General features: G+C 64.4%; 10 protein-coding genes and 2 riboswitches. Of the genes, 1 reads left to right on the plus strand and 9 read right to left on the minus strand.

The genetic code is table 11. The features are described from left to right. Positions 1 to 247 precede the first annotated feature (247 nt). From MY55_RS01705 to gluQRS, 9 genes are all read right to left on the minus strand, one after another. Positions 248 to 898, minus strand: coding sequence for a TetR/AcrR family transcriptional regulator (locus MY55_RS01705; protein WP_052941300.1), 651 nt, complete (start codon positions 896 to 898; stop codon positions 248 to 250). A 401-nt stretch (positions 899 to 1,299) separates the two neighbouring features. After that, complete coding sequence (locus tag MY55_RS01710) at positions 1,300 to 2,883, minus strand: ABC transporter substrate-binding protein (RefSeq protein ID WP_047243431.1); 1,584 nt, start codon at positions 2,881 to 2,883, stop codon at positions 1,300 to 1,302. 115 nt (positions 2,884 to 2,998) lie between these two features. Then, positions 2,999 to 4,978, minus strand: coding sequence for a putative bifunctional diguanylate cyclase/phosphodiesterase (locus MY55_RS01715; protein WP_043574301.1), 1,980 nt, complete (start codon positions 4,976 to 4,978; stop codon positions 2,999 to 3,001). Between the two features lie 207 nt (positions 4,979 to 5,185). Continuing rightward, positions 5,186 to 5,821, minus strand: coding sequence for a class I SAM-dependent methyltransferase (locus MY55_RS01720; protein WP_065201870.1), 636 nt, complete (start codon positions 5,819 to 5,821; stop codon positions 5,186 to 5,188). A gap of 208 nt (positions 5,822 to 6,029) precedes the next feature. After that, positions 6,030 to 8,882, minus strand: coding sequence for an aminomethyl-transferring glycine dehydrogenase (gcvP, locus tag MY55_RS01725; protein ID WP_047236842.1), 2,853 nt, complete (start codon positions 8,880 to 8,882; stop codon positions 6,030 to 6,032). Positions 8,883 to 9,033: 151 nt separating this feature from the next. Then, positions 9,034 to 9,420 (minus strand): glycine cleavage system protein GcvH, encoded by a 387-nt coding sequence (gene gcvH / locus MY55_RS01730; protein ID WP_047236843.1) that lies wholly within the window; start codon positions 9,418 to 9,420, stop codon positions 9,034 to 9,036. Positions 9,421 to 9,482: 62 nt separating this feature from the next. Then, a complete protein-coding gene (gene gcvT, locus MY55_RS01735) occupies positions 9,483 to 10,571 on the minus strand; it encodes a glycine cleavage system aminomethyltransferase GcvT (RefSeq protein ID WP_065201871.1) in 1,089 nt (362 codons plus the stop codon). Positions 10,572 to 10,611: 40 nt separating this feature from the next. Continuing rightward, positions 10,612 to 10,710, minus strand: a riboswitch (glycine riboswitch). Positions 10,711 to 10,724: 14 nt separating this feature from the next. Further along, a riboswitch (glycine riboswitch) is annotated at positions 10,725 to 10,815 on the minus strand. 217 nt (positions 10,816 to 11,032) lie between these two features. Further along, positions 11,033 to 12,316, minus strand: a complete 1,284-nt coding sequence (locus MY55_RS01740) for an amino acid permease (RefSeq protein WP_047243474.1) — start codon at positions 12,314 to 12,316, stop codon at positions 11,033 to 11,035. 349 nt (positions 12,317 to 12,665) lie between these two features. Next, positions 12,666 to 13,562: a tRNA glutamyl-Q(34) synthetase GluQRS gene (gene gluQRS, locus MY55_RS01745; protein WP_043574291.1), complete on the minus strand. Its 897-nt coding sequence runs from the start codon at positions 13,560 to 13,562 to the stop codon at positions 12,666 to 12,668. Positions 13,563 to 13,654: 92 nt separating this feature from the next. Here gluQRS and fdxA point away from each other — a divergent pair, with 92 nt between their 5' ends. After that, a complete protein-coding gene (fdxA, locus tag MY55_RS01750; protein WP_043574289.1) occupies positions 13,655 to 13,978 on the plus strand; it encodes a ferredoxin FdxA in 324 nt (107 codons plus the stop codon). The last annotated feature ends 2 nt before the right edge of the window (positions 13,979 to 13,980 follow it).

A 13,980-nucleotide genomic window follows, 5' to 3' on the forward strand; every position in this document is an offset into this window, starting at 1 on the left:
GCTAGTTCAAGCATTGCCGCCGGACCGGACCAGCCAACGGCAACAGCATCGACAAGCCGCATCCCGGCTTTCACACAGAGTGACATCCGCCGACGCCAGCCCAATCGGCCGGCCATCCCATTGCCGTTCCGCAGCCAGCTACTGGCGCCATTTTCGATTCGCGAGCCGCCCAGTCCCGCAAGCGCCGCGCAAAAACAAACACCCCGCCGCAAGCGACGGGGTGGGTGATGGTGAACCCGAAAACGGATCAGAACGGCAGCTGATACACCGGGTTGCGGCTATCCGCGCCCTCCAGCCGGATGCGCTCCAGCTCGCTGCGCAGCGCGTTTTGCAACCACTGCTCGCGCATTTTATCGCCATCCGGATGCTCGGACAGCGTGCGGTACAGCGCCATGCCGTGCATGGTGGTCATCATGGTGAGCAAGGTGGCGAAAAAGCCGGTGGAAATGGCGTAGCGCGGGAATAGCGAAGCCATCATCGCGACGAAGCGGTCGCGGAAATAGATGCTGGCGTTGCCGAGGAAGATTTCGCGCAGATCGGGCGTGGTGCGCGCCGCCATCAGCAGCTCCAGCAGCACGATATGGCGCGGCGCCATCACCAGCGCCTTCATCAGCGCCACGATGCGCTCTTCTTCCGGCATGCCGGGCGGCAGCTTGCCGGCCAGGGCCAAGCCGGCCTCGAAGATATCGTCGACCACCTTGCGCCCCACCGGCTGCATCAATTCGTTCTTGGTGGCGAAATGGCGGAACAGCGCGCCCTGCGACACCCCGGCGCGGTTGCAGATCAACTGCACGCTGGTGCCGTGGTAGCCGCACTCCATCAGGCATTCGATCGCCGCCTCCACCAGTTTGCCTATGGTGGACTCCCTGCGGCTTTGCTGTGTTCGTCTGGTTTGCATCTATTGTTTTATCATTTATCGTCCCAAGCCCGGCCAGATAATACGCGAAACGACGTACGCAAGCGAGGGTGGGCACATTCTAATAACAAGCAAGACACGCCAACAGCACGGCGCTCCTCTCTCCCCTGGTGGCCACATCGCAACCGGCCACTACAGCAATACTACCAAAACCCGCAGTGGAATATGCAACTTGCTTCGTTAACCGGAACTGGCCCAAACACCAGGCGGCAGCGCCGCAGCGGCAGTCATGGCCGGCCCTTGCCCAGGCGCCCCGCGCGGGGCGGAGGTGCGCATTGTCCGCCGCCCTGCGCGCGCCCGCCTTGCGGCGGCGCAAATGCGCGATAAAAGATAGAACCTGCTCTATTTCATTAATTGCTGATGGACTGCTTCCGCCAGCGTCGTCACTTCAGGCTGACCGCGGAGAAATCGACTCGGCCATAGGGGTTGGCCGCATAGCCGCTGACATCCTTGCGCGCCAGGCTGAAGGCGGTGGGATGCGCCAGCGGCAGCCACAAGGCCTGCTCGTGGATGAGCTTTTGCGCCGCCTGATACAGCTTGGCTCTGGCCTTGAAGTCGCTGGTTTTCTTGCCGTCGGCTATCAGCTTGTCGAGCCGCGGATCGCAATAGCGGGCGAAATTGGTGCCGGACTGCACCGCAGAGCAGGAAAACTGGGGCGTGAGGAAGTTGTCCGGATCGCCGTTGTCGCCGGCCCAGCCCATGAACAGCATTTCGTGCTCGCCGGCCTTGCCGCGCTTGATCAGCTCGCCCCACTCCAGCACCTTGATCTGCAGCCGGATGCCCACTTTCGCCAGATCGGCCTGCAGCATCTCGGCGCCGGCCTTGGGATTGGGGTTCAGGGTGCTGCCGCCCGGACGCACCCAGATGCCGACATCGAAGCCATTGGGGTAGCCGGCCTGGGCCAGCAGCTTCCTGGCCTGCGCCGGATCGTACGGATAAGGCTTGATGGCCTTGTCGTAGCTCCAGGTGTTGGGCGGATACACCAGGTTGGCGGCGACGGCGGTATTGCCGAACACCGCCTTCAGATAACTGGCCTTGTCGAAAGCCAGATTGATCGCCTGCCGCACCAATGGGCTGTTCAGCGGCTTTTTCTGGCTGTTGAACGCGACGAAGGCGGTCATGAAGGCAGGCGCCTGCCATACCCGCAGCTTGCCATCGCCCTGCGCCGCCTGCACGTCCTGCGGCTTCGGCGACAGCGCGATCTGACACTCGCCGGCGCGCAGCTTCTGCAAACGGACCGCGGAATCGGGCGTGATGGCGTAGATCAACGCCGACACCTTGGGCTTGCCGCCGAAATAGGCCGGATTCGGCAGGTAGCGCACCTGCGCGTCCTTGGCGAAGCTCTTGAAGACGAAAGGCCCGGTGCCGACCGGCTTACTGTTGAGATCGGCCGTTTTGCCGGCGGCCAGCAGCTGGCCGGCGTATTCGGCGGAGTAGATCGAGGCGAAACCCATGGTCAGGCTGGACAGGAAGGTGGCTTCCGGGTAGTTGAGCTCGAAACGCACCGTCTGCGCGTCCAGCTTGCGCACCGCCTTGATCAGCTTGGGAAACTGCATCGCCTGCGCATGCGGATAGCCCGTCGGCGCGGTCTTGTACCAGGGATTGTCCGGATTCAGCATCCGCTCGAAAGTGAATGCCACGTCGTCGGCGTTGAAAGCGCGGCTGGGCTTGAAGTATTCCGTGGAGTGAAAGCTCACGCCGGGACGCAAGTGGAAGGTATAGCTCAGGCCATCCGCTCCCGCTTCCCAGCTGCGCGCCAGGCCGGGCTTGAGCTTGCCGCTGGCGGCGTCGTACTCCACCAAGCGATTCATCAGCACATCGGCGGAGGCGTTGGTGGTGACCAGCGAGTTGTATTGCACCACGTCGAAGCCTTCCGGATTGGCGTCGGTGCAAACGGTGAGCGGCTTGGCGGCGACGGCCAGGGCCGGCAGCCACGCCGCCAACAGCAGGGCGTTGATGGTTTTCATGATGTTCTCCTGACGGCCGCCGGCAATGCCGGCAGCATGAATCGCATTAGGGTAAGTCAATATGGGGCAAAAACCAACGACTTAATCTACATATTGATATAAGGAGAGCATCCGCTCACAACAACAGCTTGTGGAACTCGCCAGCCGCCAGCGCCGGGCTGCACAGATAGCCCTGGTACTCCTGGCAACCTCGCTGCCGCAGCCAGGCCAGCTGCTTCGGCGTCTCCACCCCTTCCGCCACCACTTTCAGCCCCAGCATCCTGCACATGGTGATGATCAATTCGGCGATGGCCGGCGTGCTGTCCAGATCCGCGATGAAGGAACGGTCTATCTTCAGCGAACTGAGCGGGTAACGCTGCAAATAGGCCAGATTGGAATAGCCGGTGCCGAAATCGTCGACGGCGATGCTCACCCCCTGCGCCCGCAGCGCCTGCAAGGTGCGCATGGTCTGATCGTCATGGCCCAGCAGCACCGACTCGGTGATCTCCAGCTCCAGCCTGTCCGCCTGGCAGCCGCTGTCCGCCAGCACGGCGGCCACCATCGCCGGCAGCGCCGGGTCGACGAACTGGCACGGCGACAGATTGACCGACACCATCAAGTCCAGTCCCATCTCGCGCCACAAGCGCTGCTGCCGCGTCGCCTGGGCCAGGATCTGCCGTCCCAGTTGCAGGATCAGCCCGCTGTCCTCGCACACCTGGATGAAACTGTCGGGCTTCAGCAGGCCGCGTTGCGGATGGTTCCAGCGCGCCAGCGCCTCGGCGCCGACCACCTTGCCGCTGGCGACATCCACCCGCGGCTGAAAGCCGGCGACGAACTCGCCCTGCTCCAGGCCGCGGCGGATATCGCTCTCCAGCGCCAGCTGCGCCTGGGTGCGCGCCTCCAGCGCCGGCGTGAAGAACATCAGGTTGTTGCGGCCCGCATCCTTGGCCGCATACATCGCCAGGTCGGCGTGGCGCATCATCTGCTCGAGGTCCAGCGTCCCGTCGCGGCACACGCTGATGCCGATGGACGCCGACACGCTGATGTCCATGCCGCCCAGACGGATCGGCATGCCAAGCGCCTGCAGGATGTCCCGCCCCAGCGCTTCCGCCCGCCCCGCGGCGTCCGGCGCCGCCAGCATCACCAGGAACTCATCGCCGCCCAGCCGCGCCGCCTTCTCGTCATGCCGCAGCAGCCGGGACAGCCGCGCGGTCATGCCCACCAGCAGCTCGTCGCCGCGGGCGTGGCCGAGTGAATCATTGACGTTTTTGAAGCGGTCCAGATCGATGAACATCAGCGCCGCCTGGCGGCCATTGCGCAGGGCCTGCTGCAGATAGGGCAGGAAATCGCTGCGGATGCCGTTGCGGTTGGGCAAGCCGGTCAGCACGTCGTGATTGGCCAGGAAGCTGGCGCGCGCTTCGGCATGCTTGAGATCGGTGATGTCCACCTCGCTGACCAGCAGCGCGTCCTGCCCGGACACCGCGTCGCGGCAAGCGCGCACGGCGATCTCGTGCCAGCGCTCGCCCCGCCGGGTATGCACGCGCGCCAGTTGGCGCGCCTCCCCGACCGCCGCCACGCCCTGCTGCAGCGCCTGCCAATCGCCGTCGTGGAGGAAATGCTGGCGCCAGCGCTCGCCGGCATCCGCCACCTGGGCGCGGGCGGAGGGATTGCGGTACAGCGCCATCCCGGCGGAGTCGTACAGCGTGATCGGCACCGAGGTGTGCATCAAGGCCTCCGCGCTGCGCAAGCTGGCCGGATCGGCGCTCAGCGGGTTCTGCGCTTCGCAGAACATCATCACCCGCCCGTCGGCGCGGATGCCGCGGAACGCCACCTTCAGCACGCAGGGGCGGCCATTGGGATACAGGGTCCAGCTTTCGACGAAGCTGGCGTTTTCCCGCTCGAAGTCCTGCTGATACTGGCCCAGCCGTTGCGCCACCGAAACCGACATGTCAAGCGACATGTCGCGCTGCTGCAACTCGGCCAGGCTGCGCGCCCCCCACACCCGCAGCGCGGCCTGATTGGCCCAGAACACGCGCTTGTGATCGATATCGAAAATCCATAGCGGCAGGCCCAGGGCCTCCAGCAACGCCAGATCCCCTCCCTGCCAGGAGAGCATGCTTCCTATCGGCATAGATGCCGCAACCTTTTATTTATTCATTGGAAAACGCCACGCAACTGCCATCGCGGACAGGCGCCATTGTAGCAAACACGTCTCATGACCTGACCATTTTTTACTCACCACCGGTCCACGTCGCCGCAATGCCGGGCGCCAATGAAAAACAGGGCGATTTCGCCCTGTTTTTCGTCATCCCGCGCCTGCCGTTCAGGCGGCTTGCTTGCAGGCGAACAGCCTGGCCATGCTGTGATGATGGGGCCGGCCGTGGCTGAGATCCAGCGCGTACTCCTCCTGGTAAGCCAGCGGCGCCAGCGCGGAAAACTGTTCGCGCAACTCGCCCGGCCGGTAGTAATGGCGGACATAGGCGGCGGTTTCGCTGACATCGCCCCCCCTGCCGCTGCAGCCAGGGTCATCCACCATGAACACCGCCGCGAACAAGTAGCCGCCGGGCTCCAGCCCCGCCATCATGGACTGGGCCAGCCGTTCGCCGGCGGCGGCGTCGAGGTGATCCAGCGCGGTATAGGCGACGATGATGCGGTAGCTTTGCGGCTCGATCTCCAGGTCGGCCAGGTTCACCACCTTGCCGCACACCGACAGCCGGCGCTGGTCGGCCAGCTCGCCCATGCGGGAAACCGCCTCCGAAGATTCATCCACGCCGTACATCGAAAAACCGAGGCTGGCCAGATAGAAGGCGTTGCGTCCCTGGCCGCAGGCCAAGTCCAGTCCCTGCCCGCCGCCCCGCACATCGAATTTGTCCAGAAAATACATCAGCGACAAGGCTGGCCGGTCGCCATAGAAAGAACCATTGCTGCGATAGAAAGCGTCAAAATTAGCGATTCCCATTTCACTCACCCCGCTCATGCCGACGATATTTCCCAGCATCCACTGCGCGCAGCGCGCGCTCCGTGCTGTTCATTGAGTGATAGTTCGTACAAAAACGTATGACTACTTAGTTATTCTTTCTAAGTATTTACACTTAATTTGCCATTGAACATGAAAAACCCCGCCAGACATGGCCTGGCGGGGCGACAGGGATTCGGCAGCGCCGAGGTCACATGTAGTTTTCGATGCCCGGGCAGCTGCAGACCAGATTGCGGTCGCCGTAGACATCGTCGATGCGGTTCACACTGGGCCAGAACTTGTTCTCCAGCACGTAAGGCAGCGGGAACAGGCCCTGCTCGCGGCTGTACGGCCGGTTCCAGTCGCCCGCAATGTCGGCCTTGCTGTGCGGCGCGTTGACCAGCGGATTGTTGTCCGCCGGCCATGCGCCGTTCTGCACCTGGTCGATCTCGGCGCGGATGGCGGCCATCGCGGCGATGAAGCGGTCCAGCTCGGCCTTCGGCTCCGATTCGGTCGGCTCTATCATCAGCGTGCCCGGCACCGGGAAGCTCATGGTCGGCGCGTGGAAGCCATAGTCCATCAGGCGCTTGGCCACGTCCACTTCGGTCACGCCGGAAGCGGCCTTCAGCGGGCGCAAGTCGATGATGCACTCGTGGGCGACGCGGCCGTTGGCGCCGGTGTACAGCACCGGGTAGTGCTCGCCCAGGCGGGTAGCTAGGTAGTTGGCCGACAGCAACGCGTTTTCCGTTGCCTGCTTCATGCCCTCGGCGCCCATCATCGCGATGTACATATACGATATCGGCAGGATGGAGGCGGAGCCGAACGGCGCGGCGGATACCGCGGTTTGGCCTGCCTCCGCGCCCGGCACCGGCGCCACCACGTGGTTGGCGATGAACGGCGCCAGGTGCGCCTTCAGGCCGATCGGGCCCATGCCCGGGCCGCCGCCGCCGTGCGGGATGCAGAAGGTCTTGTGCAGGTTCATATGCGACACGTCGGCGCCGATGTCGGCCGGACGAGTCAGGCCCACCTGGGCGTTGAGGTTGGCGCCGTCCATGTACACCTGGCCGCCGTGGGCGTGGACGATTTCGCAGATCTGCTTGATGGCCTGCTCGAACACGCCGTGGGTGGACGGATAGGTGATCATCAGCGCGGCCAGGTTGGCGGCGTGCTGTTCTGCCTTGGCCTTCAGGTCGGCGACGTCGACGTTGCCGGCCTCATCGCATTTCACCACCACCACCTGCATATTCATCATCTGCGCGGTGGCCGGGTTGGTGCCGTGCGCCGATTGCGGAATCAGGCAGATGTTGCGATGGGCTTCGCCGCGCGACTCGTGGTAGCGGCTGATCGCCAACAGGCCGGCGTACTCGCCCTGCGCGCCGGAGTTCGGCTGCATCGAGATGATGTCGAAACCGGTGATCGCGCGCAGCTGCTTCTCCAGGCCGGCGATCATTTCCAGATAGCCCACGGTCTGCTCGCGCGGCGCGAACGGGTGCATATTGGCGAATTCCGGCCAGGTGATCGGAATCATCTCGCTGGTGGCGTTCAGCTTCATCGTGCAGCTGCCCAGGCTGATCATCGAATGATTCATCGCCAGGTCGCGGTTTTCCAGCTTCTTCATATAGCGCAGCATCTCGTGCTCGCTATGGTGCACATTGAACACCGGGTGGCTCAGGATCGCGGATTCGCGCTTGAGCGCGGCCGGGATCGCATCCTGGGCGGCGGCGTCCAAGGCGGCGATATCTGCCTGCTTGCCGGTGAACAGCTCGATCAGCTTGGCCAGATCCGCCTCGGTGGCGGCCTCGTGGAAGGCCACGCCCAACACGGTCTTGCCCACGCGGCGCAGGTTGTAGCCGGCCGCCAGCGCGGCGGCGTAGATGGCGTCGGCCTTGGGCGCGTCCACCTGCACGGTGTCGAAGAAGCGGTCGAACACCAGCTTGCCGCCGGCGGCCTGCACCGCGTGGGCGAAGATGGCGGCCAAGCGGTGGATGCGGGCGGCGATGCGCTTGACGCCCTCGGCGCCGTGGTAGACCGCGTACAAGCCGGCGATATTGGCCAGCAGCACCTGGCTGGTGCAGATATTGGAGTTGGCCTTCTCGCGGCGGATGTGCTGCTCGCGGGTCTGCAACGCCATGCGCAGCGCGGTCTTGCCCTTGGCGTCGATGGAGACGCCGATGATGCGGCCCGGCGCCGAGCGCTTCATCTCGTCCTTGAAGGCGAAATAGGCGGCATGCGGGCCGCCGAAGCCCATCGGCACGCCGAAGCGCTGGGTATTGCCCAGCGCGATGTCGGCGCCCATCTCGCCCGGCGACTTCAAGGCCACCAGCGCCATCACGTCGGCGGCGACGGCGACGACGCCGCCCTTGGCCTTGATGGCGGCGATATGCGGGGTCAGGTCGATCAGATCGCCGGCTTCGCCCGGATACTGGAACAGCGCGCCGAAGTAATCGCCGTTGCCGGCCTCTTCCGGATGGCCCTGCACCAGCTCGAAGCCGAAGTACTTGGCGCGGGTCTTCATCACGTCCAGCGTCTGCGGCAGCACGCGGCTGTCGACGAAGAAGCGCGTGGACTTGGATTTGGACACGCGGCCGGCCATCGCCATCGCTTCGGCGGCGGCGGTGGCTTCGTCCAGCAGCGAGGCGTTGGCCATTTCCAGGCCGGTCAGGTCGATCACCATCTGCTGGAAGTTCAGCAGCGCCTCCAGCCGGCCCTGGGCGATCTCGGCCTGGTACGGGGTATAGGCGGTGTACCAGCCCGGGTTTTCCAGCACGTTGCGCAGGATCACGGACGGCGTCTTCACCGGGTAGTAACCGAGGCCGATGAAGGATTTGTTGACCACGTTCTTGGCGGCCACCGCTTTCAGGGCGGCCAGCGCCTCGGCTTCCGGCTGCGGCGCCGGCAGATCCAGCGCGCGGTTCAGGCGGATGTCGGCCGGCAGGGTTTCGCCGACCAGCGCGTCGATGGAGGCCGCGCCGATGGCGGCCAGCATCTCGGCGCGCTCGTCGTCGGACGGGCCGATGTGGCGGGCGATGAATTCGTTGCGATTGAAGAGTGCGGAGAGCGACATGTTCAGGACCTTCCATTGCTGCCGCGAAGCCCGCCATCGCCGGCGGGCGGAGAGAGCGCGTGGCTCATCGTCCGCCGGCCGGTGCGCGGCGGCTGGCTTCGCGGCCAAAAAAAACGCCCTGCGTCTGGCGACTGCAGGGCGGGTTCAGCTATCAGGCGCCGATTTCCTTGGCGTAGGCGGCGGCGTCCATCAGGCCATCCAGATCGGCGGCGTTGGCCGGCTTGATCTTGAAGAACCAGCCATCGCCGTAGGGCTCGCTGTTGGCCAGTTCCGGCTCGCCTTCCAGCTCTTCGTTCACCGCCAGGATTTCGCCGGCGATAGGACAGTAGACGTCGGAAGCGGCCTTCACCGACTCCACCACGCCGGCCTGCTCGTCGCGGGCCAGGGCCGCGCCCACTTTCGGCAGTTCGACGAACACGATGTCGCCCAGCAATTCCTGCGCGTGCGCGGTGATGCCCACAGTCACGGAGCCGTCGGCTTCCAGACGCAGCCACTCGTGGCTTTCCACATATTTCAGTTCGGCGGGGATATTGCTCATCTTGAAGTTCTCCAGCTTAAGATCAGATCAATGGCGGCGGCAGTTCCAACACTGCAGCCAGATTATTCGAATACTTTCTTGCCGTTGCGCACGAAGGGCATCTTCACCACGCGCACATCGGTCAGCGCGCCGCGCAGGTCCACCAGGGCCGTGGCGCCGGTGGCGGCCGGCACGCGGGCGATGGCGATGGAATGCTTCAGCGTGGGCGAGAAGGTGCCGCTAGTGATCACGCCTTCGCCGACGCCCTCCACCACTACCTTCAAGCCTTCGCGCAGCACGCCGCGGCCTTCCAGCACCAGGCCCACCTGCTTCATCTTCACGCCGGCGGCCTTCTGCGCCTCCAGCGCCTCGCGGCCGTTGAACTTGCGTTCGGCCGGCTCCCAGGCGATGGTCCAGCCCATGCCCGCCTCCAGCGGCGACACGGTTTCGTCCATGTCGTGGCCGTACAGGTTCATGCCGGCTTCCAGGCGCAGCGTGTCGCGCGCGCCCAGGCCGATGGGGGCGACGCCGGCGGCTTGCAATTGATGGAAGAAGGCGATGGCCTGATCGGCAGGCACCATGATTTCCAGGCCGTCTTCGCCGGTATAGCCGGTGCGGGCGTAGAACCACTCGTCCTGCGGCAGGCCCTGGAACACTTTCAGCGCGCGGATGGCATCGGCCAGCTCCGGCTTGATGGAGCAGACTTTTTCAATGGCCTGCGGGCCTTGCACCGCCAGCATCGCCAAATCGCGGCGCACTTGCAGCGCCACGTCGAAGCCGGCCTTCTGGCTTTCCATCCAGGCCAGGTCTTTTTCGGTGGTGCCGGCATTGACCACCATGCGGTAGCCATAGGAAGTGAGATAGACGATCAGATCGTCGACGACGGTGCCTTCGGCGGTGAGCATGCCGGAATACAGCGCCTTGCCCTCGAAACCGAGCTTGGCGACATCGTTGGCGATCAGTTTTTGCAGCCAGGATTTGGCGTCGGCGCCGGTGATGTCGATCACCGTCATGTGGGAAACGTCGAACATGCCGGCGTCCGAGCGGACGATCTCGTGCTCTTTCAGCTGGGAGCCGTAGTGGATGGGCATTTCCCAACCGGCGAAATCAACCATTTTCGCGCCGGCGGCGACGTGGGCGTCAAACAGCGGGGTACGTTTCGGGGCCGTCATGCGCGGTTCCTTCGAGAAAAGTGTGGATAGCCTGTGTCAACCACACCCCTCTGTCCCTGCACCTGAGATTTTCCGGCTGGATCAGCCGTTAGCCCCTTCGGTGGACGCCACGCAGGCGCCGCTCTCCAGATTGCGCAAGCCGGCAGCCGCCGACCCCGTGATACAGTCCTTTTGCCTGAGCGATTGCGGGTGCACTTGCGCCTTCGGCGGCGGCCGCGGGGCCGCTCTCTCCTGTATGACCCGGCGATTATGGTGGCAGTCGCGGCGGCTTGGCAAGCCGAGTTTATTTCGAAGTAAAACAGTTTATTTTTCTGTGTTTATCAGAAAAATATCGCAAATTTTTTGTGTTTATTATTATTCGAATATGAAAATTTCCTGAGCCATAGCCGCCATCCGCCGCGGGCGGCCATGAAAAAAGCGCAGCGGTCGACGCTGCGCTTTCGGGCTCTGGCGGCGCTGGCTCAAGCCGCCGCGTGCCGCTCCTTCAACTGCCAGACGTAGACCGGCAGGCCCAGCATCAGCAACAGCATGCCCCACATCACGGTATCGGCGCCGGAACCGTACAATGCCCACAGCGAATAGACGAAGCCGATGCCGGCGAAGAAGCCGGGGGCGACGTAGTCCTTGGGGGCGAACGCCTTGCCGCGCATCAGCATGATGGCGATCAGCGCCATCGAGCAGAAAGCGTACGGCAGCAGCGTGGTGGCGGTGGCCAGCAGGATGATGAATTCGAAGATCTTCACGCCGCTGTCGCCGCCGGCGTATTTCATCGCCATCAGGATGGTGACCAGCGCGCTGGACAGCACCAGGCCGAAGATGGGCACGCCGGCGGCGTTGCGCTGGGCGAAGCGGCTGGGGAACAGCTTGTCCTTGGCGGCGGCGGCCGGCACATGCGCCTGCATCAGGCTCCAGCCGTTGAGCGCGCCGAAGCAGGACACCACCGCGCCGAAGCCCACCGCCCAATAGCCCCAGTCGCCCCACATCAGCCGGGCGGCGTCGGCGAACGGCGCTTGCGACGCGGCCAGCGTGTCGGCCGGCATCAGCCCCATCAGCGAGATGGTGGACAAAATGTAGAGCACGGTCGCCAGCAAGGTGCCGATCACCGTCGCGCGCGGAATGGTCTTTTCCGGCTCCACGACATCGCCCGCCGGCACCGATGCCGACTCCAGGCCCAAGAAGGCCCACAGCGTCAGCGCCATGGTGGCCGACAGCGACGACAGCAGCGGCTTGCCGTGCGGATTGAAGGCCAGGTTTTCCGGATGCATGTGGAAAAAGCCGATGAACGTCACCGCGGCCAGCGGCAGCAGCTTCAACAGCGTGGTGACCACCGCCACCATGCCGGAGCTGCGCGCGCCGCGGCTGTTGATCCAGGTGACGATCCAGATCAGGCTGATGGCGAAAGCGCCGGCCAGCGGCTCGTTATGGCCGAGGATGGGGAAAAACACCTGCATATAGCTGGTGGCCGCCACCGCCAGCGCGGCATTGCCGGCCCACAGCGCGATCCAGTAGCCCCAGGCGATCCAGAAACCGGCGAAATCGCCGAAGCCGGCATGAATATAGGCATACGGCCCGCCTTCGCGCGGCAGGATGGCCGACAGGCGCGCGAACACCAGCGCCAGGCAGATCGCGCCGCCGGAGGTCAGCAACCAGCCCAGCATCGAGATGCCGCCGAACGGCGCCAGCGAGGCCGGCAGCAGAAACACGCCGGAACCTATCATATTGCCCACCACCAGGGCGGTGCACATCCAGACCCCGAGCGAGCCTTTCTTTTGGATGGAACTGTTTTCGCTCAAACCTGATTCTCCGTCTAGGGCGAAAGCATCCAGCGCCGGGCGCTGGCCGGCCCGGCGTCAAACATGCGGAATAATGGGAAACAACGGCATCAGCTGGCTCGCCTCACAGGCTTCAAGATAGCCCAGCCTGGGCTTCTTGGCCGATCTCTCGGCATCGCCGCGCCGCGGGCGCCAGCCGCCGCGCCGGAAAAAAAGGGCGCATTAAAACACAGATTTGACGTAAAAACATGTCGCATTGGCGATTTTTTTACAAAAAAACCGTTACGCGACAGATGCTTATGTCAATTGAATAAGCGGACGCTTATGCATGAGGCAGGATCAGCGGGCCGCGCGGCGCGCGGCTCAGCGACCAATTGGCGATGGCCCAACGCCACAGTTCGTCCAGCCTGCCGCACTCGGCCGGCGGCGGATGGCCCAGCCAGCCCAGCGCCGCGCGCAGCTGGCGCGCGGCGTCGCCGCCGCTTATCGCCGGCGCCAGCGTCTGCTTGGACAATTTCTCGCCGGCGGCGTTGGTCAGCACCGGCAGGTGGCAATAGCCGGGCGGCGGCAGGCCCAGGCTGTCGTAAACCTGCAGCTGGCGCGGCGTCGACACCAGGAGGTCGGCGCCGCGCACGATGTCATTGACGCCCTGCTCGGCGTCGTCCACCACCACCGCCAACTGGTAGGCCCAAAAGCCGTCGGCGCGCAGCAGCACGAAATCGCCGATGTCGCCGGCCAGGTTCTGCCGGCATTCGCCCTGCAGACGATCCATCACCGACACATCCCGGTCGGGCGCGCGCAAGCGCCAGGCCCGGCCTTCCCTGCCGCCGGGACAGCCGTTGCGGCAGGTGCCGGGATAGACATAGCCGTCCAGACCGCGCCGGGCGGCCGCGGCGATTTCCTTGCGGGTGCAGCAGCAGGCGTAGGCATGGCCGCTGGCGGCCAACTGCAGCAGGGCGGCGCGATAGCGCTCGTGGCGCCGGCTCTGGTAAACCACCTCGCCATCCCATTCGAAACCGAAGGCCTCCAGCGTGCGCAGGATGTCGTCGGCCGCGCCGGGCATTTCCCGCGGCGGGTCGAGGTCTTCCATTCTGAGCAGCCATTCGCCGCCGCGGCTGCGGGCCTCCAGATAACTGCCGACCGCGGTGCTGAGGGAGCCGGCATGCAGCAGGCCGGTGGGGCTGGGGGCGAAACGGCCCCGGTATGATGACTTGGACATCGGGATTGGAGGACTGAAATCTACAAGGGGACGAATTATCGCTAAAATACCATTATCCCGATCTACGATTCAGCCTCGATGAGGACACCAGAATGACGTACGTTGTAACCGATGCCTGTATCAAATGCAAATACACCGACTGCGTGGACGTGTGCCCGGTGGACTGCTTCCATGAAGGGCCCAACTTCCTGGCCATCGACCCGGAAGAATGCATAGACTGCTCGCTGTGCGTGGCGGAGTGCCCGATTAGCGCCATTTATGCCGAGGACGACTTGCCCAAGGGCCAGGAAAACTTCCTGGCCCTCAACGCGGAATTGGCCAAGAACTGGCCGGTGATCACCGAAAAGATCGATCCGCTGCCCGACCATGCCGACTGGGCCGAGGTGAAGGACAAGCTGCAATACCTGGAACGCTGAAC

Source organism: Chromobacterium subtsugae, from assembly GCF_001676875.1.
In the GTDB taxonomy this organism is placed as follows: domain Bacteria; phylum Pseudomonadota; class Gammaproteobacteria; order Burkholderiales; family Chromobacteriaceae; genus Chromobacterium; species Chromobacterium subtsugae.

What these genes read in the sequence shown, in the direction of transcription:
- MY55_RS01705 (WP_052941300.1), bottom strand. Translation starts at nt 898, where the DNA reads ATGCAAACCAGACGAACACAGCAAAGCCGCAGGGAGTCCACCATAGGC.
- MY55_RS01710 (WP_047243431.1), bottom strand. Translation starts at nt 2,883, where the DNA reads ATGAAAACCATCAACGCCCTGCTGTTGGCGGCGTGGCTGCCGGCCCTG.
- MY55_RS01715 (WP_043574301.1), bottom strand. Translation starts at nt 4,978, where the DNA reads ATGCTCTCCTGGCAGGGAGGGGATCTGGCGTTGCTGGAGGCCCTGGGC.
- MY55_RS01720 (WP_065201870.1), bottom strand. Translation starts at nt 5,821, where the DNA reads ATGGGAATCGCTAATTTTGACGCTTTCTATCGCAGCAATGGTTCTTTC.
- gcvP (WP_047236842.1), bottom strand. Translation starts at nt 8,882, where the DNA reads ATGTCGCTCTCCGCACTCTTCAATCGCAACGAATTCATCGCCCGCCAC.
- gcvH (WP_047236843.1), bottom strand. Translation starts at nt 9,420, where the DNA reads ATGAGCAATATCCCCGCCGAACTGAAATATGTGGAAAGCCACGAGTGG.
- gcvT (WP_065201871.1), bottom strand. Translation starts at nt 10,571, where the DNA reads ATGACGGCCCCGAAACGTACCCCGCTGTTTGACGCCCACGTCGCCGCC.
- MY55_RS01740 (WP_047243474.1), bottom strand. Translation starts at nt 12,316, where the DNA reads ATGTGCACCGCCCTGGTGGTGGGCAATATGATAGGTTCCGGCGTGTTT.
- gluQRS (WP_043574291.1), bottom strand. Translation starts at nt 13,562, where the DNA reads ATGTCCAAGTCATCATACCGGGGCCGTTTCGCCCCCAGCCCCACCGGC.
- fdxA (WP_043574289.1), top strand. Translation starts at nt 13,655, where the DNA reads ATGACGTACGTTGTAACCGATGCCTGTATCAAATGCAAATACACCGAC.